12 protein-coding genes are annotated in these 21545 nt (G+C 49.7%); 11 read left to right on the forward strand and 1 reads right to left on the reverse strand.

The features are described 5' to 3' along the window. Positions 1-118 precede the first annotated feature (118 nt). The 10 genes from DMN77_RS20525 to DMN77_RS20570 all read left to right on the forward strand — a co-directional run bounded on the left by DMN77_RS20525 (position 119) and on the right by DMN77_RS20570 (position 18939). Positions 119-3508, forward strand: coding sequence for a tubulin-like doman-containing protein (locus tag DMN77_RS20525; protein WP_068779547.1), 3390 nt, complete (start codon positions 119-121; stop codon positions 3506-3508). Then, positions 3508-5880: a transcription initiation factor TFIID gene (locus DMN77_RS20530; protein ID WP_179016173.1), complete on the forward strand. Its 2373-nt coding sequence runs from the start codon at positions 3508-3510 to the stop codon at positions 5878-5880. Before DMN77_RS20525 ends, DMN77_RS20530 begins: the two co-directional genes overlap by 1 nt. A 158-nt stretch (positions 5881-6038) precedes the next feature. Beyond that, positions 6039-7331 (forward strand): vWA domain-containing protein, encoded by a 1293-nt coding sequence (locus DMN77_RS20535; protein WP_068779549.1) that lies wholly within the window; start codon positions 6039-6041, stop codon positions 7329-7331. A 20-nt stretch (positions 7332-7351) separates the two neighbouring features. Continuing rightward, on the forward strand, positions 7352-8005 hold the full coding sequence (locus tag DMN77_RS20540) for a beta-mannanase (RefSeq protein ID WP_179016174.1): 654 nt from the start codon (positions 7352-7354) through the stop codon (positions 8003-8005). A gap of 29 nt (positions 8006-8034) precedes the next feature. Then, on the forward strand, positions 8035-9291 hold the full coding sequence (locus tag DMN77_RS20545) for a hypothetical protein (RefSeq protein WP_068779551.1): 1257 nt from the start codon (positions 8035-8037) through the stop codon (positions 9289-9291). A gap of 2 nt (positions 9292-9293) precedes the next feature. Then, positions 9294-12716 (forward strand): GAP1-N2 domain-containing protein, encoded by a 3423-nt coding sequence (locus DMN77_RS20550; RefSeq protein ID WP_179016175.1) that lies wholly within the window; start codon positions 9294-9296, stop codon positions 12714-12716. Positions 12717-13701: 985 nt separating this feature from the next. Continuing rightward, entirely contained in the window at positions 13702-14295 is a 594-nt protein-coding gene (locus DMN77_RS20555; protein ID WP_068779553.1) for a P-loop nucleotide/nucleoside kinase family protein, read from the forward strand. Positions 14296-14605: 310 nt separating this feature from the next. Beyond that, positions 14606-16342 (forward strand): ABC transporter ATP-binding protein, encoded by a 1737-nt coding sequence (locus DMN77_RS20560; protein WP_179016176.1) that lies wholly within the window; start codon positions 14606-14608, stop codon positions 16340-16342. Further along, a complete protein-coding gene (locus tag DMN77_RS20565; protein ID WP_068779556.1) occupies positions 16323-18170 on the forward strand; it encodes an ABC transporter ATP-binding protein in 1848 nt (615 codons plus the stop codon). The genes DMN77_RS20560 and DMN77_RS20565 overlap by 20 nt, the downstream gene beginning before the upstream one ends. Before the next feature lie 7 nt (positions 18171-18177). Next, positions 18178-18939: an AAA family ATPase gene (locus DMN77_RS20570; protein ID WP_179016177.1), complete on the forward strand. Its 762-nt coding sequence runs from the start codon at positions 18178-18180 to the stop codon at positions 18937-18939. Between the two features lie 3 nt (positions 18940-18942). Here the strand turns inward: DMN77_RS20570 and DMN77_RS20575 are convergent, their stop codons facing one another. Beyond that, the gene (locus tag DMN77_RS20575) at positions 18943-19851 is read right to left on the reverse strand and encodes a LysR family transcriptional regulator (RefSeq protein WP_179016178.1); all 909 of its coding nucleotides are present in this window, start codon (positions 19849-19851) and stop codon (positions 18943-18945) included. A 206-nt stretch (positions 19852-20057) separates the two neighbouring features. On the opposite strand from DMN77_RS20575, the gene DMN77_RS20580 reads away from it, so the two are divergent. Beyond that, positions 20058-21098 carry a YeiH family protein gene (locus DMN77_RS20580; protein WP_179016179.1) on the forward strand — a complete coding sequence of 347 codons (1041 nt, stop codon included), beginning with the start codon at positions 20058-20060 and terminating at the stop codon, positions 21096-21098. The last annotated feature ends 447 nt before the right edge of the window (positions 21099-21545 follow it).

The raw sequence follows: 21545 nt of genomic DNA on the forward strand, positions 1-21545 counted from the left end.
GCAGCCGTTTTTGACCTCAAAATGTATAAGGCAGTAACCCGGCATCGAAGCTTGAACGCAACCGGGATTTCCGGTGCTCACGTAACCGATTCTTTATCCAATGAATGGAGGAAATTAAATGAAGCCGATCGTTAGAGAACATATTCAGCAATTGGATGTATCGCTTGGCGGAGGTATCGTCAGCGACAAAATTCGGGTGGATACGATTGATAATCCCATCCTTATTATTGGTCTAGGCGGGACGGGAATCGACGCCTTGCTTCGTCTGAAATATCAAATTAACCGCAGGTTCAAGCTGCCTGAGGATCCATTGTCCAAGAAGAAACGCGATAAGCCGGACAATGTGGAATTCCTTGCTTTTGAGACCAATGAGCAGGATCGCAGCAAAAGATACAAAGGGATCGGGCTCGATCCGATTAATGAATTCGTGCTACTGTCCAACCCGGAGATTGGCGGTCTGCTGCAAAACCGCAGTATTCTGGAGCCGTACATTACGGACTGGTTATCGCCCGAACTGAGCATTACCGACGGGATGAACGGTGCAGCAGGTGTCCGGCAGGCAGGACGGCTGCTTCTATTCACAAAGATCAATCAAGTGGTGCAGGCCATCGATAAGAAAATCAAAACCTTGTCAGTAGGCACGAACAAAAAGCTGATGGTGTTCCTGCTTACCGGCTTGTCCGGGGGCACAGGCAGCGGCTGCTTCCTGGACATCGCCTACATCGTGCGCGGAATTATCGAACGTGATCACGGTTCAGCAGGCATTGATCGCGTGAATACGCTTGGCTATTTGTTCACCCCGGATATTAACCTGGCCAACAAAAGCTTAAGCGAGCATACGCGTGAGTACATTAAGAAAAATGGTTATGCCGCGCTGAAAGAGCTTGATTACTGGATGAATGTAGACAATCGCGGCGAGAGATTTAATCAGCAATACGGCAACATTTTGACAGTGAACTCTCCATTGCCTCCATTTAATCTATGCCATTTGATATCGGCAACGAATACGGAGGGCAAGCTGCTGGAGAACGCTTATGATTATTGCATGAACGTTACTGCGGAGAACATTACAAACTTCATGGCGAATGAAGAGAAGCAATCCGGCGAGGAATTTGCTATCCACGATTATATAAGCAACATCCGTACGAATATTGCTCAGATGAACAAGGCCTACCCGGCTAACTATGAATACAACATTATCGGGGCGTCATCCGCTGTGCTGCCGATCGAGGAAATGACAACCTACCTGGCTTATCGCCTGTTCGATAAAATGGAGAAAATGTTCCAGCAATCTCCGACTCAGGAGGAAGTGGAGAAGTTTGCCCGCAAGATGGGTGTCGATCTCGATAGCATTGTTAAGACGTTTGAAGCCCGTGTGCCTGACCCGCTTCCGGGCTACGAGAATAGCGAGCGGTTGAGCTACGCCAATGTAGTGAAGTCTCAGGTAGTGAATATGGATACCGAGCTGGAGCAAACCTTCCTCGCCCGGGCCAGAGAGGAATACATCAAAGCGAAGAAACAGCTCCCAGGCGAATTTCTGGAGAAGTTCAGCGACCAGATTCGCCGTCTGTTTTTGCATCCGGAGCAGGGGCCGTTTTATGTATCCCGACTGCTCTTTACAGAAAAGGGCTTCTGCTTGCTGAAGATGCTGCTCTCCTATATCGAGGCGCTGCGTGAGAACCTGCTGCGCATCCCGCGCGACATTGAGGCTGCTCAGGATCAGGCTGAGGAGAAGCTGGGCGACGCCAAGAGTGCATTTGTGTCCAAGGAGAAGAAGAAGAACGCCTATATCGAAGCGAAAATTAATGAATACTGGCTCCATGCAGATGTGGAGCGGACTGAGCAAATGATCGAATTTTATGAGGACTTATATGATTTGCTTAATCGGGAAAACAACCGCATTTATAGCGTGTTTACCGAAATCTTGAATGCACTTAGCTCGATCTTCTCCAAGAACGGCGACATTCTGACAAGCGGGGAAGAGCAGGTCGATCATAAGGGCAACAAAACTTACTACTGGAACATTGTTAGCGTGCCTGATATTTCCAAGGTCGTCAGCGGCATTATGGATCAGAAGGATGTCGATGACCTTATCCGCGATTTCGCTACGGAATTGCTGGATCACTCCGACCAATGGGTGAAAGAGCAGGAGATTGATATTGTGAGCTCCATTTCCAACTTCCTCTCGGATAAGTTTGGTGATCTCATTACGAAATCGATGGAAGATTTCTTAATTATTAAATATGGCCAAGATGAACCGATTGAGAAATTTGTTGAGCGTCATATCGCCAGCAAGCTGGATGAAGAGGCTGTTCCGGTATTCCATTTGTCGAACAGCACCGGCAATCTGCATTTCCCTTCCTGGGGCTTTGTATCTGTTCCGTTGCAGGCGCCAAGCATCCTGAAGGGGATTCGCAATTATCAGAACAATGCGGTTGGGAAGTCTCATTTTACGGTCAAAGAGAGCGAAGTCAGAAACCGTATTTTCTGGCTGAATACGCGCAATGGGGTGCCGTTGTTTGTATACACGCCGCTGAAGGTTTATGAGGAGAGCTACGAACGGACGATTCTGGATAAGGAAGGGATCGGTCGCCACCTCGTACAGACAGAGAAGAATAACTGGACCTATCTGCCTTCACCAATCCCAGAGAAATCCTGGGGGGAAACTTACGTCAACCCGCGGGTGCAAAGCTATAATGCTCGCGTGCGCGAGGAGTTTGCCAAAGCGCTTCTATTAAAGGTGATCGTGGAGAAGGATGCGGATCAGAATACGAGCAGCCGCTATTCCGTAAGGTTGACGAAGCCGTTCTCCTTGCAGGATAAGCTGGCCACGTACGATATGCGTCTACAGGCTCCTAAGCCGAATTTGGGCGAGGTAAAACGCTGTGTAGTCGAACTGAAGCAGCTGCTTAACGAGGGACTTGCGCAGGAAGGCGTTAAAGATATTTTCGGAAGCATTCATGAAGATCTGGCTAAAGAGAATTTGATTCGCTCGCCAAAACTGATTGCCCGTGTGCGGCAGGAGATTGCGAAGTATGAGGAAATCGCGGCGATGGCAGCGAAGCTGGATGCAGTGCTGGCGCAGCATCAGGATGAGGAGAAATGGCTTGATCAGTTCATCGAGGCGATGTATACGATGACGATTACGAAGAAGGGCGCGCTGTATGTTTACGATCGCGATCCGGAAGAAGAAGCCTGGGAGCCATTTGCCAACCTGATGAAGAGCCAAAATTATGTGGAGTACGAAGTATTTACCCATTTCAGAGGTCTGGATGAAAAGAGCCACAGCGTATTGATGCGCAAAGCATCACGAAGGGCCTCGGAGCTAACGGCCTCGGAGGATATCGAGCCGTTGCTGCAGACGATGGCTGAGCTGGCAGAACGATTCCGTGAGGGGCGGGACTCGCTGGAATACGAGAAGGTTGAATTGGCAAACGGTGAGGATATGTATCAGTTCTACAAGCAGATAGCAACTAAGCTGAACGATATCCGCAGAAGGTTGAAATAATGGTCAGACAGAAGCTGGAGCAATTCGCTGCAGAATACGACCGGTCGGAAGAACGCCTTACCGGCAGAGGCGATGACCAGAGCAGCATTCATTACCCCGCTGTGTTTCTGTTTATCGGTGACAAGAGCCGAGAGGCGATTGAACCGATCAGGCAAATGAATGAGAAGAGATGGGAGAATAGCGAAGGATTGATTTATCTCCACGCAGGCTCGAGGGAGGAGTCTGCTGCTGCTCGGGTGCTGGAGTACCGCATTCCGGTTACGGTGCAAGAGGGCTCGAGTTCGCCTACCTCCCGCCGTGATATGTATCGGCAGTTCTATGAAGAAGAGCATGGATTGCCGGAGCTTAACCGAATTCTGAGAAAGGCTAGCGGAGCTCTGGCGGAGTACGGGAGATTGTATCCGTCCTTTGACCGGGTGCGCCTCTCTATCATTACGCGGGTCGATGACCCGCTTAATGTGTTTGTTCCGGAGATATCGCTTCTGGCGGAAGCGATATTCCGTCAGTCGTTCAAGGCAGTGCAGATGGATTTGTATGCATTGATTAGCGAACGGGAGGGGGCGGAGGCTTTCGGTTACAATAGCTCGCTTGGCGTTGCGTTTTTGCGTGAGTTGAGCCTGATGCAGCAATCGGACTTTGCCTTCGGCGCCCCCCTTCATGTTACCGAGGATGGGCTTGCGATCCCGGTTACACATCCGCCTTCCCCGTTATTTGATCTTGTCTACATTATGTCCGATCGGGATGAGCGGGGATTCGCTTCACTGGGCGGCTTGCAAACCTGCTACGAGGCGATTTCTCATATTAGTTTGCTCAAGAACAGACAGCAGAAGGAACCGTTGTTCCATGCGAACAATGCGGCTTATAACAATACATCATTCAAAAATAATATTATGACGGAATCCGGACGACAAGGCTTTGTATCTGCCGGATTGTCCAAAGTTAAGCGTCCGAATCAGTCGATTGCGCTTGCTGTACTGTATCACTTCTACAGAGGCTTATTGACACGGATGAAACGGGAGCCTGATTTATCGGCTACAGAGAAGCTGGCCTTTTTTGGAGTGGATGGAACGGCTCTGGATCGGGCTGCAGGAGAGATCATTCCCAACGAGGAGCGTCTGGGTGAAATGCACGGCTTGATGACGAATGACATTAGCTATGCTGCCGTTCGCAAGCTGTCCTTAAAAGAAGCTGAGGAAGCTTTATTTGGCGGTGGGGGAGAGGCCTTTTTCCGCGGTAATTTCCAGGATGAGACGGCGCGTCTCCTTAAGGAGTTCAGGGCTGGCGAGTGGATCGATAGGGCGATCCAGCGCTCGCTAACCGATTATCCTGATGTTGAAATATATTGTCTGGCCAGCTGGACAGCGGATGAGGGGCTGAATGGCTCCGTGGGCGTTATGGCTCAGCTTCGCAACGCTCGCAGGGAAGCGGAAATGCGGCTGGCTTCGGCGAAGGCCGAGCTGGATCAATTTCGTCAGGGGCGAGTGGAAGAGCAGTCGTTCCCACGTATGCCGCTCTTGGATCGGCATAATTTACGAAGCTTGATCCGCTACCTGTTCGACGAGGTTTATTCGCGAAGAAGACAGATATTGCAGCTGGAGACGAGACTGAAGCTGGTTATGAAGTTTGAAGAAGCCATCCAGCAATTGAATGGCCGGTATCTCGCGGTGATCGATCAGCTTGAGACGATGGAGCGATTGCTGCATGATACGGCGCTGAGCAGTATCGAGACAGCAGATGATTATATCGGACAGAACATTATGGAGTATTATGAGCGCATTACCGCTGACATTATGGAGCAGTGGGAGAGTAAACGGGGACATCATGCGTTTTTTGCAGAGAGTACAATGGGGGATTCGAGATCTCTGCTGGAGAAAGGTGTAGAGGGGTTGACGGAGAAGCTCATCGAGGTTTCCCGCAAGACCATTTTAACGTCGCCGATGTTCTCCCGTACGTTCGAGGAAGAATTGCTGCAGCGGGCCAATGTAGTCGTTGAATACGGTAATAAAACCGTACTTACCAAGGAGGAGCTGTTCAAGAAGCTCTATCGTATTCTTGAGGATAATGCCGCGATCCAGCTTCGGCTGTACGATTACACCCAGGAGCATCGCTATGAGGAAAAGTATGTGTTTGGCGATTACACGAGCGAGTTCGTACAGCATATTTTCCGGGCGGACGAAACCTCAAGAATATATAAGCTGGGTTGTGTCCATGAGAAACGCAGCAGCGGTGTGGAAAAGCTGAATCTTATGGGCGGCTTCCATCCGGAAGACCTGATGTATTACGTAAACGGGAAAGTTTATTACGAAGCTTATCTACAAAACGGGTATGAATTCCATGGGATCGAGAAGTCAAGGCTGCCTGAGCTTAGTTGACGTTTAGAGACAGCTGGCTCAAAAAAGTTCGCTGTTAATAAGAAAACCGATCGAGTCCTGGCTTCATCCAGCCTTTCGGTGCTGAGAACTGAACTTTTTGAGCACGCAATTTTATGACCTGTAATGTACAAAAAAAGATGTAGGGAGGAAGTGCACGAATGCAGCGTAAAATAAACTGGCTTCTGGTGCTGTTCAGTCTTATTGGCGGAGCGGTTGGGGCTGTAATCGGAGAACTGCTGCTTAACCAGCTGGAAGGCAGGCTGCCCTGGATCGTTATCATTGGACTTTACTTCGGCATACTTGCCCTATCCGTAGGTTTATTCTGCTTAATCGCGGAAATGGTCTCCCCTAGGCTTAACGGGACGTCGTGGAGACAACGTTATGTCGGTACTTCATGGAAGCTGCTCGTACCGGCGACGCTAGTCATGCTTCTGCTTGCAGGTACCGCTTTGGAGTTTTTGTATGAGTTGAATGTAGGCCGGGCGAAATCGGTAGATGATATCGTCTTGATGATTGATAATTCAGGAAGCATGCTGGAGACCGATCCCGATGATCGTCGTTATGAAGCGGCCAAAGCGTTGATCGGGCAAATGGATAGCAATAAACAGGTTGCCGTCATTGTATTCAATAACGAATCTGAGCTTATTCAGCCTTTTGTCCAGGTCCGTGATCAGGATGTGAAGAATCAAGTATATGCCGCAATTGATGCGCTTGAGCCGACCAATGCAGGCACAGATATCGGCGATGCGCTGTCCTCATCAATGAAGCAGATTCAAGGGCAACCGAGTTCCAGAGGGGCTATGGCGATACTATTATCGGATGGGGTAAGCGAAGTCGATACGGCAAGAGTACTGGCTGACTACCGGGATCGAGGCGTATCCGTTAATACCATCGGCCTTGGCCTTAGCTCAGCTAACGGCAATATTGAGGGTGTGGAACTGCTTAAGGAAATCGCCGCAAAGACAGGCGGGAAGTATTATGATGTGGCGGATGCGTCCAATCTTTCTTTTGTTTTCCAGACCATATATGACAATAACCTGAATGAACGTACGCTGGTTACGGAACGTACCGGACCGATGAAAGACAGCGCTTATTATATGATTCTAAGAATCCTATTTGTACTTGGGCTAGGCGCGCTGCTTGGTTTGTCGCTCGGAATGATGTTTGATAATCGCCATTTGGCTAAAAGCTTTACGATCGGCGGTTCTGTATCCGGGCTGCTTGCTGGGTTGCTGTTGGAATTCGGCTTAAATGGAGGTGCATTCGCTGATGCGATGATCCGTCTGTTGGCTTGCCTTGTTCTGGCTTCGGTCATGACGATATTTACGCTTGCCGTTCCCATGCCGGCGAATGGTGCCAGAACGGTCATGCGTCGCAGAGGGGCAACGCTTCAGGACGGAAAGACAGGATTCCAAGAGCCCGTCAGAGATCGGCGCAATAGAGGATTTTAGAGGTGTAAGGGGGCATCGCAATGCGGTTTATTGAGGCAGAGGAAGGCTTGCCGCTCATCACACAGCTTAGTTACAAGATCGATGAGGATCGCTGCAAGCTATTGTGGCAATGGCCTGATGGAATACAAGCGGTGTACATCTATAAAGGGGCATCAGATAAGGAGCAGCAGGGGGAAGGTGGCTATGGCTCTCCTCCCTCTGTTGCAGGGCTAAAGCTTTATACTCGTGAAGAGTATAAAGCGGCCGGCGGTTATATCGACCGGATAGATACGATTGGTTTGGCAGCTTACACGGTTTATGCCTGCCTGATGGATGACGGGGACAAACGCTTGGTCTACCAGCCTGACGGGCAGAATACCGTCCAATTTAGTACGGGCCGGGCCAAAATCCGCTATTCTATCACTCATAAGAGCAATTTGCTCCGCAAATACAAGACAGTGCAGATCTCGGTGCTAGCCGAGGTAGAGATTCCGAAAGAAGCGCTATGTTATGTGAAGAAGCAAGGTAATTATCCGCTAAGTATAGATGACGGAACCGTATATCCTTTTCTGAGAGATTTCCCTTCAGGCCGGAGTGCGCTGCCCGCGATTGAGGTTGGAAAGAACGATTATGTCAGGCTGTTTTTTACGGATGGCCCTAAGTATGGCAGGTTGTACGAGTTAATTCCAGAGTAAACATACTGTGAAAAGAGGAGGAATGGGAGATGGGACTGTTCGATTTATTTAAAAGGAAACCCCAGGCCGAAGAGCGGCCTTTATTTTATGATATTGTATGCCCCTACTGCTTCAGTAAATTTGAACCGGACGAAGTGGTGTTCAGGGCGACGCACTATCGTGAGGATGATGAGGATTATGCCCTTGGCGAGGACGAGGTTCTGAACAAATACAGGGAGAGGTTTGGCCTCGATACGGTCTATGATATGGAAGCTATTTTGCGTCCCCTGGACGTTCCGGAAGAGCATCTGATTTATTCGGATCATGTTCTGATCGGATTGAATGACCGTTATGGGGAAGTGACAAGGCACAGATTGTGTCCATATTGTCATAATGAGCTGCCGGTAACGGCGGGGAAAGTGCCCAGCAATATCATTTCGATTATCGGGGCTTCCCAGGTGGGGAAATCCGTCTATATGACGTCCTTGATTCACACCTTGCAGAATACGACGGCGGATCATTTCGATGCGGCTTGCATGCCGCTTAACGCTGAAATCAGCCGTAAATTCCGGACTTTATACGAAGAACCGCTGTTTGAGCGTGGCGATTTGCTAGCTTCGACCCAGAAGGAAAAAATGCAGGAGCCGTTTATTTTCCAATTTGTATTTAAGGATGAATCGAAGCCGCCGCTAACACTTGTTTTCTTTGATGTTGCAGGCGAGGGCATGGTTGATCAGGACTATCTTGGATTACAGGGTCAGCATATTAAGAATTCCTCTGGACTGCTGTTCATGGTGGACCCCCTGCAAATTCGCTCGATCCGCGAGAAAATACGCATTAATGTTGGAGATACTCCAGGTGAATGGGTATCGCAATATGACGAGCCACGCGATGTGGTGCTGACGATGTTTGGCGACTTTATCGCATATGAGGATAAAGGGAAGACGGATATACCCACTGCGGTAGTGCTAACGAAAAGCGATATGCTTCATTCCTTGAAGGATGAAGAGGGCGAGTATATCAAGTCCAATAGCAATATTTTTAATAATGCAGTGCATCGCAAACATTTTAATCTTACTGAATTCGAGAATATCGATGGTGAAATACGCCGTTTTATCGAAAAGGTGGATCGGCCGTTTAAAGGTACGATGGACGTCTATTTCAAGGATACAGGGTATTTTGCGGTTTCTGCGCTCGGCAGCAATCCTATTGATCAGAAGCTGCAAAATGTCGTGCAGCCCATTCGTGTGGATGAACCATTTATTTGGCTGCTCTATAAATTGAATTATATTGAGGGGAGAGAGTGACCGTGAGGCAAGCTTCCCCCAAAATGATTCAGCAGCAATTGTATACCAGAGAGCGGAGCGGTATATTTCGCGGAACGGAAGGTTTCGATACGGTGGCGGTATCGGATGGATTGGATGCCGTTTTCATTAAGAAGCAGCTCCATCCGTTTTGTGGCTATGATGCTCCAGCAGAGCTGGCCTCCCGAGGAGAGAAGGAGGTAAGCAGTTATCCGCCGGCGATTCATCTGTTTCACACCGAGGGTGGAGAGACGGTGCTGGGGCGGAGTATCTATCAACCCGTAGATTTTACCGGTCTGCGCAGTGCGTTCCTGACGCATAACTACGTAATTCCATCAGTACGGCTGGATGAGGTCGTGACCCGTTACGGCCATTATCTTAATGCCGACTATGCAGAGAAATATTACACGGAAATCGGTCGTGAGCTCCCGGAACTGGATAATATACCGCAGAAATCGCAGAACCAGCAACATGGGCAGAACAGCCCGATCGGTCTGACAGCTGCGAAGCTTCTCCAGGAGATCAAGCTGGACGAGAGAAGCTTTAAACAGCTGTTATTCGCGGTCATGACCGCAGTTGGAGAAGGCAGAAAAAAGGTATATGTCGCGCTTGATGTTCCCGCAGAGCAGATTTCGCAATATTCTATAGCCTTGCTTCACGTGTTGTTCGCCTGTCTGCCGTTCGAACTGCGTCGCCGCTTCGGATTCATCACTTATGCCAAGGAGCCGCAAAGCCGAAAGTTTATTCATCTGCAATTTGTGGAACGCGGCAGTCTACGTTCCAATGACCGGGAAATTGAGAAGGAGTATGTATTCGATCTCGCTTCAGGCCGATTACCGCAAGATGAGGTAGATGAAGGCAAACAGCCTTATCTTGATTTTGTCTGGCATGCGCTCGGTGAGCTTGAGACTTTGGAGGATTTTCATCGCTTTGCGGATGAGATGCTGTCGGGGATGGAACCTCAGCGCCGGGCCTTATTATCCAGCTATCATGAGCTGTGTGTGTTCTATCAGATTGAATCGGAACGTTGGGATTTGTATGAAAAACATAAGATAACCGTGCTGCGGGGGTTGCTAGGTTATTTGGAACCCCACGGTGCCCTGGATTCCAAAATTCGGCTGAATGATATATTTCTAGCTGCGTTCGACCGGGAATTTGATAGCATCAAGCAAGGAAGTATTGTAGAACTGGCGATCGTGGAGTGCTTCAGGGATTATTATCGACTGGAAAGCCGAAGTTATGGCCCTAAGCTCGTTAATTATTTGATTCATGCAATTAATAATTCATTAGCTGAAGGCAGGACCGAGCTTGCCTACTCGTTGTACGCGGTGGTAGAGAGTCAGTCGGAGCTGAGCAAAGCCTTTTTTGGTACGGTCTTGAAGCTTGGCGAGCTGTCTAACCGGCTGTTCGATCCCTACATTCAGATCAAGCTTGCGGAGACGCAGGGTTCAAAGGAAGTCCTGAACGTGGTGCATAGCTGGGCGATCGCTCATCCGAGCTTGCTGCAGAGCGCTTCCTTCAGGGAAATAGCTGTTGCAGGTCTGACGGACAAGCTAAGCAGGGAACAGCGCTTGCTGTCTTCTGTTCATATGACGGTGGATAGCATTCGCAAATGGGCAAGAACGCCGTTTCCTGATGACGGAATGACTGTGGCGGATTCGGAACTGGCCGAGCTTCTCACACTTTCCGCCAAGCGTCTGCTGCTTGATGAACTGGAACTGGACAAGCTGACCCAGGATCAGGTAATTACCGCAGCGTTTTTGGGTGAAGCGGATGCTTTTGCTGGCTTGCAGCTTGATCGCAAGCAGCGCAGTCATGCTGAGATGCTGCGAACGTTATACGAATGGTTTGTGCAGCGTGAGCCAACAGAGGATATCTTCCGCCTGTTGTCTTCGGAGGAACGGGATCAGATCCAGAAGCTGGGGCGTAAATGGCTGCAATCCGGCATTGAAATAGACCAGTTTGGAAAGATCGTACTGGCCTTCTGCCAAGATGCGGCGGTTGGGGTTATTGATTACAGTCAGGTGATGGATTATTTACAGCGGTATGCCAAGGACAAGGAGAAAATTTATGAATTTATGCTCTGGTCGCAGGGCAGTTCTTACTTTGTTCATGCACGGGGGCTTGCTCCCGGGTATTCCGCAGCAATCCTGGCATACTTTAATAAGCATGATAAGGATGCGTTTAAGAGCAGGGACTATCGGACCCGTTACTTCGATAAGGCGGGAGCACCGCTTGCGAAGGTATTCGCCGATGCACGTCTCACGCTGTCTTCACCGCTCAAGCGATTTCTTGTTCAGAAAGGGAAGAAGGTAAGAATGACCACCCTTATTGTGGCTTTGGGTCTTGTTGTAGCGGTTGGCGTACTCTTCATCCTGCAGCAGCAGGGCGTGCTCGGCAGTAAGGCATCCGTTGAAGCCACTCCGCCACCGGCGCAGGGAGAGGATTCCGGGTTACTTGTATATGCCGAGAATGTGAAAGGCAGCGACGGAACCGAGACAACTTCGCTTGTTTTTCTGTTCAAGGATGAGGAGCAATGCAAGGTGTTTGACCCCTCCAACCTGATGATAGAGACGCAGGGACAGGCTGCTCAGCAGTTCAAAAATTTGAAATATGACTCTAATTGTCTGGCAGCGAACGCTGGAACGGAAGATTCGGAGACGGCAGATCCAAGCGGCGAAGCGGGTGGAACAAAGGATACAGAAGGTATTGATGGGGTAAAGGGGGCTGGTATAGGCGAAAATGGAGCGGCAAGTGGGACGGAAACAGGGACAGAAACAGGGACGGAAACAGGAAAAAAAGACAATCCGCAATCCGGTTCCCCAGATACGAAAACGAGTGGAGCCGATGGGACTGATGCTGCCAACTCGACAAATGGAACTGGCGGAAACAGCGCGACTAAGGGAAACAATAGGACCGATGGAACCGGCGGAGATAGCGGGACGAGTGGCACCAATGGAACCAAGGGAACTGGCGGAGATATTGGAACTAATGAGGCCAGTGGAACCAAAGGAACTAACGGTAACAGTGGCACTGGCAGAAACAGCGGGATTAGCTCGGGTGGCGATCATAACTCGACTAACGGAACCGATGCGACCAAGGGAACTAATGGAAAGGGGACATCCGGAACTAATGCCACTAACGAAACCATTGGAAGCAACTCGCCGAATGCGGGCAAGTCTAATGTAACTGATCCCACGGATACGTCTAATCCTAACGGACCTGACGATACATCTAAGCCCGGCGAGACTGCCGGTAAGGATGACGGCGGGACGAAGAATTCAGCTGCATATACATTTCGGATTGTAGTTTCATTGGGCATGAAGCTGGATATACCGGCAGGGAGCGTAATTAAGCTGGGGGAACAACAATATACGTTGATAACTCGCGAAGAGGCAGAATTGGGTAACCATTTAGTTACCCCTTAGGGATTATCCGAAACGATGTTGATCTTTGGCGCCGTCCCGCTCTAACGAAACTACAGATCGCTATTTGCCCGAAAATAGCAGTCAAAAAAATCTAACGAAACCCCATATCGTTATTCGGGGTAAATTCCACCCTGAAGCCACAAAAGGGCACAAATAACGCTACCCAGTTTCGTTACAATTTTAAGCGCCCCTTTTTGAGCCCAATAGCGATACCACGTTTCGTTAGAGTCTCAAAATCGATCTGCCTAGTATCTAGCTCAGTATTATTGGTTTTGGAGATGCTTACTTAGGATGATGAAGCCATTCGAAGAGTGGTCTTCAAGAGTGCCCAGCGCTCAACCTCAGCTCTAACGAAACTACAGATCGCTATTTGCTCGAAAATAGCAGTCAAAAAAATCTAACGGAACCCCATATCGTTATTCGGGGTAAATTCCGTCTTAAAACCGCAAAAAGGCACAAATAACGCTACCCAGTTTCGTTACAATTTTAAGCGCCCCTTTTTGAGCCCAATAGCGATACCACGTTTCGTTAGAGTCTCAAAATCGATCTGCCTAGTATCTAGCTCAGTATTATTGGTTTTGGAGATGCTTACTTAGGATGATGAAGCCATTCGAAGAGTGGTCTTCAAGAGTGCCCAGCGCTCAACCTCAGCTCTAACGAAACTGCAGATCGCTATTTGCCCGAAAATAGCAGTCAAAAAAATCTAACGAAACCCCATATCGTTATTCGGGGTAAATTCCGTCTTAAAACCGCAAAAAGGCACAAATAACGCTACCCAGTTTCGTTACAATTTTAAGCGCCTCTTTTTGAGCCCAATAGCGATACCACGTTTCGTTAGAGTTTGCTCTTGGTTTGCTAGGATCGCTTCCGCGCAACAATTAACCCGGAAAATAGGCGTCTGCCGCCCATCTCGCCCAGTATTTGATTGTGTTCCATCCTAGAGCAATGATACACTGATCCTAACTTACAAATAGGGGGATTTAGGGTGAAGCAGAAATTAGTGTTTTTTGTAGGGGTCGCCGGGACCGGCAAGACGACAGTCGCTAGAAAATTGGCGAAGCGTATTCAGGCTGCTTTTCTGGATCGCGATACGGTCGGCGGACGTTTTGTAGAAAAAATGCTAGAGATGAACGGTCTGGACGTGAACGACCGCGACTCTGAATTCTATAAGAAGCATCTTCGCGACTTGGAATATGACACAACGAAGGATATTTGCATTGAGAATCTCGCCGCCGGGCAGAACGTGTTTATGATCTCTCCTTTCACCGCGGAACTGAAAAATAAAGCCTGGATTGAAGAGGTTCTGGCCGCAGCCGGATTAAGCAAGCAAGAGGTAGACGTCAAAGTAATCGCCGTTACCTTGGGCGACATGGAGACGCAGAGAAAACGCATCGAGCAACGGCAAACCGAACGCGACAACTGGAAGCTGGAGCATTGGGACGATTTCAAACAACGTGTGCAATTTGTTCCTGAAGTAGATTGGGACATCCCTGCTTCATCGATCCTCGTCTTTGATAATAGCGGAGACCTAACTAATGAAAAGGTTGAGCGTGTATATCAATTTGTGATGAACGAATAGGCATATAGATGGAGAAGAAAGAAGGGCGTGAGGGCCCTTCTTTTTTGTGTATACGGATAGTTGATAAGCAGAAAGGTAAGATTATCGCGGCTGTTCCTCTGCTTTGCCACGTTAAAGGGCTTACCGTTCACTTTTATCTGTTCTATAATAAAAAAGCATGGTTCATCCGTTTTACAGGACAATTGGGGAGTTGTCCGATTCTTAGACAAGGGCCCGAAATCAGAAGCGAAAGAACTTTTCCCCAGGACAATGATGCAAATATCAATGAAAGACGGGTTGTCCCGGGCCCTGTGACGGGAGGCTCAGCGTAATGGTCTTTTCTTTTATGAAAAAGTATTGGATAGCTGCGACAGCGGCCTTCTGTATGATGCTGCTTGAGCTCTCGGTAGAGCTGGTGCAGCCGCTTATCATCTCCAAGATTATCGATGATGGCATTGCACAGCGGCAGCTATCGGTTGCCTGGACATGGGGCGCCGTTCTTGTGGGTAGCGCGTTTATGGCATTTGCGGGTGGGATTGCAAGCTCCTTTTTTGCATCGCATGCCAGTCAGGGCTTCGGCTATGACCTGCGGGATAAACTGTATGAGAAGGTAGAGGGCTTCTCCTACTCTGTATTCAACCGCTTCGCGACATCCTCACTGATCACGCGGTTGACCGGCGATATTACACAACTGCAGGATATGCTGTTCATGAGCCTGCGGTTTGCCAGCCGGGTGCCGCTCGTCGTATTTGGCAGCATGGTCATGGCGCTTATCGTTCATGCCCGATTAGGTCTCCTCCTGACGGTTCTGATCCCCGTTCTTATCGTATTTGTATACTGGATGATTAAGCGAATCTCGGTTCAATTCCGAGCGGTACAACAGCGGCTCGATGGATTAAACGGAGTTATTCAGGAGAATCTGCTGGGGATGCGCTTGATTCGCGTATTTGTACGCCGTAATCATGAGATCAACCGGTTTGACCAGCGCAGCAAAGAACTGATGGATGGAACGGTTCGCGCACTTCGATTGGCCGAGACGACAATGCCTTTTATTCTGTTCGTGATGAATCTGGGGATTCTTGCTGTACTGTGGTTCGGCAGAATCGATATAGCCGCGGGCAGCGCCTCTGTAGGGCAGGTTGTGGCTGTCGTCAATTATTCATTGCGGACGATTGGTGCGCTTTCTGCATTATCATGGATCATGACTTCATACTCGCGAGCGGCAGCGTCGGCACAGCGGGTAAATGAAGTGCTATTGACAGAGGATGATTCAGAGGAGCCGCATGCGGGTCAGGCGAGCAAGCCTAATTTGACGGGAAAAGTTGAATTTAGCTCAGTCAGCTTCCGCTATCCGGATAGCGAGATGAATGCACTGGAGAATATATCGTTCCAGATCGAACCGGGTCAGCGCGTCGCTATTATGGGGGCAACAGGTTCAGGGAAATCCTCGCTCGTTCAGTTAATTCCGCGTCTATATGAACCTTCCGAGGGGAGCATCAAGATCGATGGGATCGATATTGCCGATATCGACAGTTCACGCTTGCGTGGATCTATTGGTTATGTCCCTCAGGAGATCATGCTGTTCTCTGGATCGGTAAGGGAAAATATCGCTTGGGGGTGGGAGGACGCCTTATTGGAGGAGATTGAGGAAGCGGCGAAGCAAGCGCAAATTCACGATACGGTCGTGTCCCTGGCTCAGGGGTATGAAACCATGATCGGTCAGCGCGGGGTTAATCTGTCCGGTGGACAGAAGCAGCGATTATCGATTGCCCGGGCTCTCGTACGCAGACCGTCGATCCTTATTCTTGATGATAGCACCAGCGCTTTGGATATGCGGACGGAAGCCGCTTTGATGCAGGCGCTGAACAGCTTCTCCTGCACGATATTTTTGATTACGCAAAAGATCAGTTCGACCGTATCTGCAGACTTGATTCTGCTGTTAGATGAAGGCAGGCTGATCGCCAGTGGAACGCATGATCAACTGATGACCGAGTCGTCACTTTATCGAAGAATTGTGGAGTCCCAGCATAGAGAGGGGGAAGAAATGCATGTTCAAAGAACTCGTTGAGCCTTTTCGGCATCCGTACCCCAAATCGGTCATTCAGCAGCAGGGCGGCTCTGGCCGCAAAAAGAAAGCCAAAGCTAAGGATTGGTCCGGTACGCTTGGCCGACTCTGGAGCTACCTGGCACAGAGAAAAGCGAAGCTGACCTTGGTGCTGGTGATGGTCGTATTCAGCTCGGCACTTGCCTTATTGGGGCCGTATCTCCTTGGGACCGCAATCGATAATTACCTGCAGGGAAGTGGGGGCAAGCCATGGGCCTGGTTCCTGCTGGGGCTCGGACTCGTCTATGCCGGTTCTTCCTTAACCTCGTGGCTGCAGAACATCTGGATGATCGAGGTGGCGCAGGAGACCGTATATCGAATGAGGTCGGATTTGTTCACCAAGCTGCATGCACTGCCGATTTCTTTCTACAGCAAAAGACAGCAGGGCGAAATTATGAGCCGCGTGACGAATGATATCGAAAATGTAAGCTCCACTTTGAACAGTTCAGCGATTCAAATCTTCTCCAGCGTATTGACGCTGACCGGAACAATCGTAGTGATGCTGTATTTAAGTCCAATCCTGACTTTGCTGACTTTTATTGTTGTTCCTTTGATGCTGTTTGGTATGAGGTGGATCACCAGACGGACGGGACCGCTCTACAAGCAGCGCCAGAAGGATCTGGGTAATCTGAACGGATATATTGAGGAGACATTGTCCGGGCAGCGAATGATCAAGGCCTTCTCCCAAGAGGAGAGGGTGCTGCGGGATTTCCGGGAGCGCAATGCTGCGATCCGCAGATCCGGCTTCTGGGCTCAGACGATCTCCGGCTTCATCCCGAAGCTGATGAACTTTCTTAATAACTTCAGCTTCGCTCTAGTCGCTGGAATTGGCGGTGTATTGGCCATTTACGGACAGGTAACGGTGGGGGTCATTATCGTCTTTGTGGAGTATGCCAGACAATTTACACGTCCGCTTAACGATCTGGCCAACCAGTGGAACACGCTGCTGTCGGCGATCGCCGGGGCGGAGCGAGTGTTTGAAGTGATGGACGAAGATGAGGAAGCCTCGGATGAGAGTGGAGTCCAGCCAATTGATCAGATCACCGGCAAGGTTTCCTTCTCGCATGTCTATTTCTCATATGAAAGTAATGGAGATACCTTGGAGGATATCAGCTTCACAGCAGAACCCGGGGAGATGATCGCTCTAGTCGGGCCAACCGGGGCCGGGAAGACGACGCTGATCCAGCTTCTGTCCCGCTTTTATGAGCATGATCGGGGAACGATTACAATTGATGATCGGGATATTACAGCGATTCGGCGTGACAGCCTGCGTTCCTATATGGCGTTTGTCCTGCAGGATTCGTTCCTGTTCCAGGGCACGATCCGCGATAATATTGCATTCGGACGTCTTGATGCCGGCGATGCGGAGATTGAAGAGGCTGCGAGATTGGCTAATGCCCATTCATTTATTATGCGTCTGCCGCATGGTTATGATCAGATACTTGGTCTCGGCGGGGATGGGATCAGCCAGGGCCAGAAGCAGCTGCTTGCTATCGCGCGGGCGATGCTGGCAAATCCGGCGATACTCGTATTGGATGAAGCAACCAGCAGCATTGACACCGTAACTGAGTTGAAGATCCAAGAAGGTCTGCAGCGGTTAATGAAGGGGAGAACAAGCTTTGTGATCGCCCATCGCCTGAATACGATTCGTCAGGCCGATAAAATTCTCGTCCTGAAAGAAGGTCGCTTGATTGAGCAGGGGAATCATACGACTTTGCTGGAACAGGGCGGTTTTTACAGCGAACTGTATTATGGTCGCCTTCAAGAGCAGGATGAAGAGAGCGGAGGTTAAATGGCAAATGAGTATCTATGATAGAGGGGCCTATTTACGCAGTATGACACTGCTCCGGGAAGAGGTGCCGTCCTTTGGGCGGTACCCTTTTCACTTGCCTGCGGTGGCAGCTATGGATCGGCTCGATTTCCATCCGAAGGTAACCTACATCATTGGTGAGAACGGGATGGGAAAATCGACGCTGCTGGAGGCGGTGGCGGTAGCGCTTGGCTTCAATGCCGAGGGAGGCACGCTTAATTTCAACTTCTCGACAGCAGAGACGCACTCGGAGCTGTACCGATACTTGCGCCCCGTGCGCGGACCACAGCGGGCAAGGGACGGATTTTTCTTTCGGGCAGAGAGCTATTATAATCTGGCGACGCAGATCGATGCGCTTGATCGTGAGAAAAGCTTCGCCCCTCCAATTATTAATTCCTATGGAGGTAAATCGCTGCATATGATGTCGCATGGCGAGTCCTTTTTTGCCACATTTATGAACCGGTTTGGCGGCAGGGGACTTTATATTTTGGACGAGCCGGAGGCGGCGTTGTCCCCTTACCGACAGATGGCGATGCTGTCGCGAATCCATGAGCTGGTGAAGCAGCATTCCCAGTTCATTATTTCCACGCATTCTCCGATTCTGATGGCTTATCCGGACAGCAAAATTTATCAATTAACAGCTGAAGGCATGCGGGAGGTCGCGCTTGAAGCAACCGACCATTATGTCATCATGAAGGAGTTCCTGAACAACCGTGAACGGATGCTGGGTGAATTGTTCAGTCCGGAGTAGGGACTAGCCGAGACCATTTGCTTTTAATCGCTTGGCATCCTCCATAAGCTGCTGTACAAATCGCTCGATGGCCATTGAGGGGGCGTGATCCTTCGTCTGGATGACGGAGAAATCCCGTGCGAACTTGATCCCTTTCAAAGGGATGCTTCGCAGGGCTCCCGATTCAAGCTCCTTGCGGACAACCCAGCGCGACAGAATCGCGATGCCAAGTCCAGCAGCGACGGCCTCCTTAACGCCCTGACTGCTGTTAAATACATATGTACGCTGAACCTCGAGCTTATGCTCTTGCAGAAAAAGGTCGCTGAACGCCCTTGTGCCCGACCCGCTTTCACGTAAAATCCAGTTCATATGCTGGAGCTTGCCGACATCGGCCTGCCGCGTGGCGCAAAGCGGATTGTCAGGTGCAGCTACCAGCAGCATCTCATCCTTCATATAGGGGGTAATCACCAGATCCTCTCCAGTTACATTACCCTCGACCAATCCCAGATTAATCTCTTTCTTACGAACCTTTTGAACAATTTCCCAGGTGTTTCCGATCGTCACCTGCAGTTCAACCTGCGGGTATTGGGCGACGAATTCGGCAAGGAGACGTGGTAGAAGATACTCGCCGATCGTGAAGCTGGCACCGACATGAATCGCCCCGGTTACCGTATCCTGCAGCAGTTGAATATCCCGCCTTGCTTCATCGTACAGGTCCAGAATTTTTTTAGCCTTCTCGTATAAAATATATCCCGCCTCAGTCAGCTTCACCTGCTTTGGGGAACGGTGCATCAGCTTGGCGCCAAGCTCGTTCTCCAGATTGCGGATATGCAGACTAACGCCAGGTTGAGACAAATTCAAAAGCTCGGCGGCACGCGAGAAATTTTTCTGTTCAGACACAGTTACGAAAACCTTCAAATTCTCAACTATCATTCGTTAGTCTCTCCTTTGCTAGCTACTCTCATTGTACCCTGCTCCTGAATCGCTCAACAACCTGTTTTCCATCACAGGACGGACCAATCATAAGTATTTCTCATGATCAAGATAGCAGATCTTTATTTCCGCTTTGCCGCAGACCGCCGTATAGTTGTAACCGTAACTGCAGACAGATTTTTTTACAACGGTGGGGAAGTGAGAAGATGGGGCAAAATTATATTCATTTATGGAGACAAAATAAAAAATTCGGCTTTGCCGAAGGGATCATCATTACGCTAATGCTGGCCGTTCTCGCTAAGTTTATAGCGGGTTTTCCGTTTTTAAGCATTATGGGTCAGCTAGTCATCGCCATATTACTAGGCATAGCCTGGCGGGCGATATTGGGTGTGCCGTCAGAAGCGGCGCCCGGGATTAACTTCTCAAGCAAGAAGCTGCTGCGCTTTGGCATTATTCTGCTCGGGATGAGGCTTAATCTGCTTGATATTATTCACGCCGGACCGAAGGTGCTGGCTATTGCAGTGATTAATATTGTATTTGCCATATTCGTGGTATATGGACTGACCAAATTATTCAAGGTGGATCAACGGCTTGGCATTCTGACGGCTTGTGGCACCGCTATTTGCGGAGCGGCTGCTGTAGTGGCGATCGCCCCGCAAATCAAAGCGAGCGATGATGAGACGGCGGTGGGTGCTGCCACGATTGCTATTCTAGGTACTGTGTTCACCTTAGCGTATACGCTATTGTATCCTGTGCTAGGCTTGACAGCAGCCGGATACGGTATTTTCTCGGGAGCTACGCTCCATGAAATCGCCCACGTTATCGCTGCGGCAGCGCCAGGCGGCAAAGAAGCGGTTGATCTGGCCGTTATCATTAAGCTGACACGTGTGGCCTTGCTTGTACCTGTCGCGATTGTTATTGGTGTCTGGGTAGGTCGAGCTGAACGCAGAAATAACACGAATACGGCAAAAACAAGCTGGCGCGACATTCCGATTCCATGGTTTATTCTTGGCTTCCTGCTGATGAGCGGTGTCAATACGCTGGGCATCATTCCTGCGGTAGTGACGGACCAGCTGATCGTCGCAGCTTATTTGCTGATTGCCATGGCTATGGCAGCGCTAGGCTTGAACGTCGATATTGCCACCTTCCGCAGAATGGGGCTAAAATCTTTTGCCGCCGGATTTATCGGCTCGGTATTACTGTCGGGCCTCGGCTTCGGCCTGGTACATTGGTTCGGCCTGGCCTAAGAGGTTGGGAGTTACTCGGGGTTAGCAGAAAGAAAACCAGTAACCCCCGGTTGGTTCTAATGGGGATCTGGTAGAAGCTTGGTAGATGGCATTAGAACCGGTAAAAGCTCAGTAGAAGTTCAGTAGAGTATGGCAGAAACAATGGAAGCCCAGTAAAATCCCGTGGCACCCAGTGGAAGTCAGCAGTAACTCAGTGGAAGCCTAGCAGGAGTCGGCAAAGGCCGAGAACCTGGTAAAACTCAGCATAAGAACTCAGTAGAACTGAATAGTACTCTGTAGAAGGTTAGTAGAACTCAATGGTAGCTCAGTAGAAGTCAATAGAAGACTAGTAGTAACTCAATAGAACTGAATAGCGCTCAACAGTACCCTGTAGAAGTCAGTAGTGACCCAGTAGAACCCAGTAGTACTCAACAGGACTTTGTAGAAGTCAGTAGTAACTCAGTGGAA

This window comes from Paenibacillus sp. 79R4, assembly GCF_013393165.1.
GTDB lineage: Bacteria > Bacillota > Bacilli > Paenibacillales > Paenibacillaceae > Fontibacillus.

What these genes read in the sequence shown, in the direction of transcription:
- DMN77_RS20525 (WP_068779547.1), top strand. Translation starts at nt 119, where the DNA reads ATGAAGCCGATCGTTAGAGAACATATTCAGCAATTGGATGTATCGCTT.
- DMN77_RS20580 (WP_179016179.1), top strand. Translation starts at nt 20,058, where the DNA reads ATGGGGCAAAATTATATTCATTTATGGAGACAAAATAAAAAATTCGGC.
- DMN77_RS20565 (WP_068779556.1), top strand. Translation starts at nt 16,323, where the DNA reads ATGTTCAAAGAACTCGTTGAGCCTTTTCGGCATCCGTACCCCAAATCG.
- DMN77_RS20570 (WP_179016177.1), top strand. Translation starts at nt 18,178, where the DNA reads ATGAGTATCTATGATAGAGGGGCCTATTTACGCAGTATGACACTGCTC.
- DMN77_RS20535 (WP_068779549.1), top strand. Translation starts at nt 6,039, where the DNA reads ATGCAGCGTAAAATAAACTGGCTTCTGGTGCTGTTCAGTCTTATTGGC.
- DMN77_RS20560 (WP_179016176.1), top strand. Translation starts at nt 14,606, where the DNA reads ATGGTCTTTTCTTTTATGAAAAAGTATTGGATAGCTGCGACAGCGGCC.
- DMN77_RS20540 (WP_179016174.1), top strand. Translation starts at nt 7,352, where the DNA reads ATGCGGTTTATTGAGGCAGAGGAAGGCTTGCCGCTCATCACACAGCTT.
- DMN77_RS20530 (WP_179016173.1), top strand. Translation starts at nt 3,508, where the DNA reads ATGGTCAGACAGAAGCTGGAGCAATTCGCTGCAGAATACGACCGGTCG.
- DMN77_RS20575 (WP_179016178.1), bottom strand. Translation starts at nt 19,851, where the DNA reads ATGATAGTTGAGAATTTGAAGGTTTTCGTAACTGTGTCTGAACAGAAA.
- DMN77_RS20545 (WP_068779551.1), top strand. Translation starts at nt 8,035, where the DNA reads ATGGGACTGTTCGATTTATTTAAAAGGAAACCCCAGGCCGAAGAGCGG.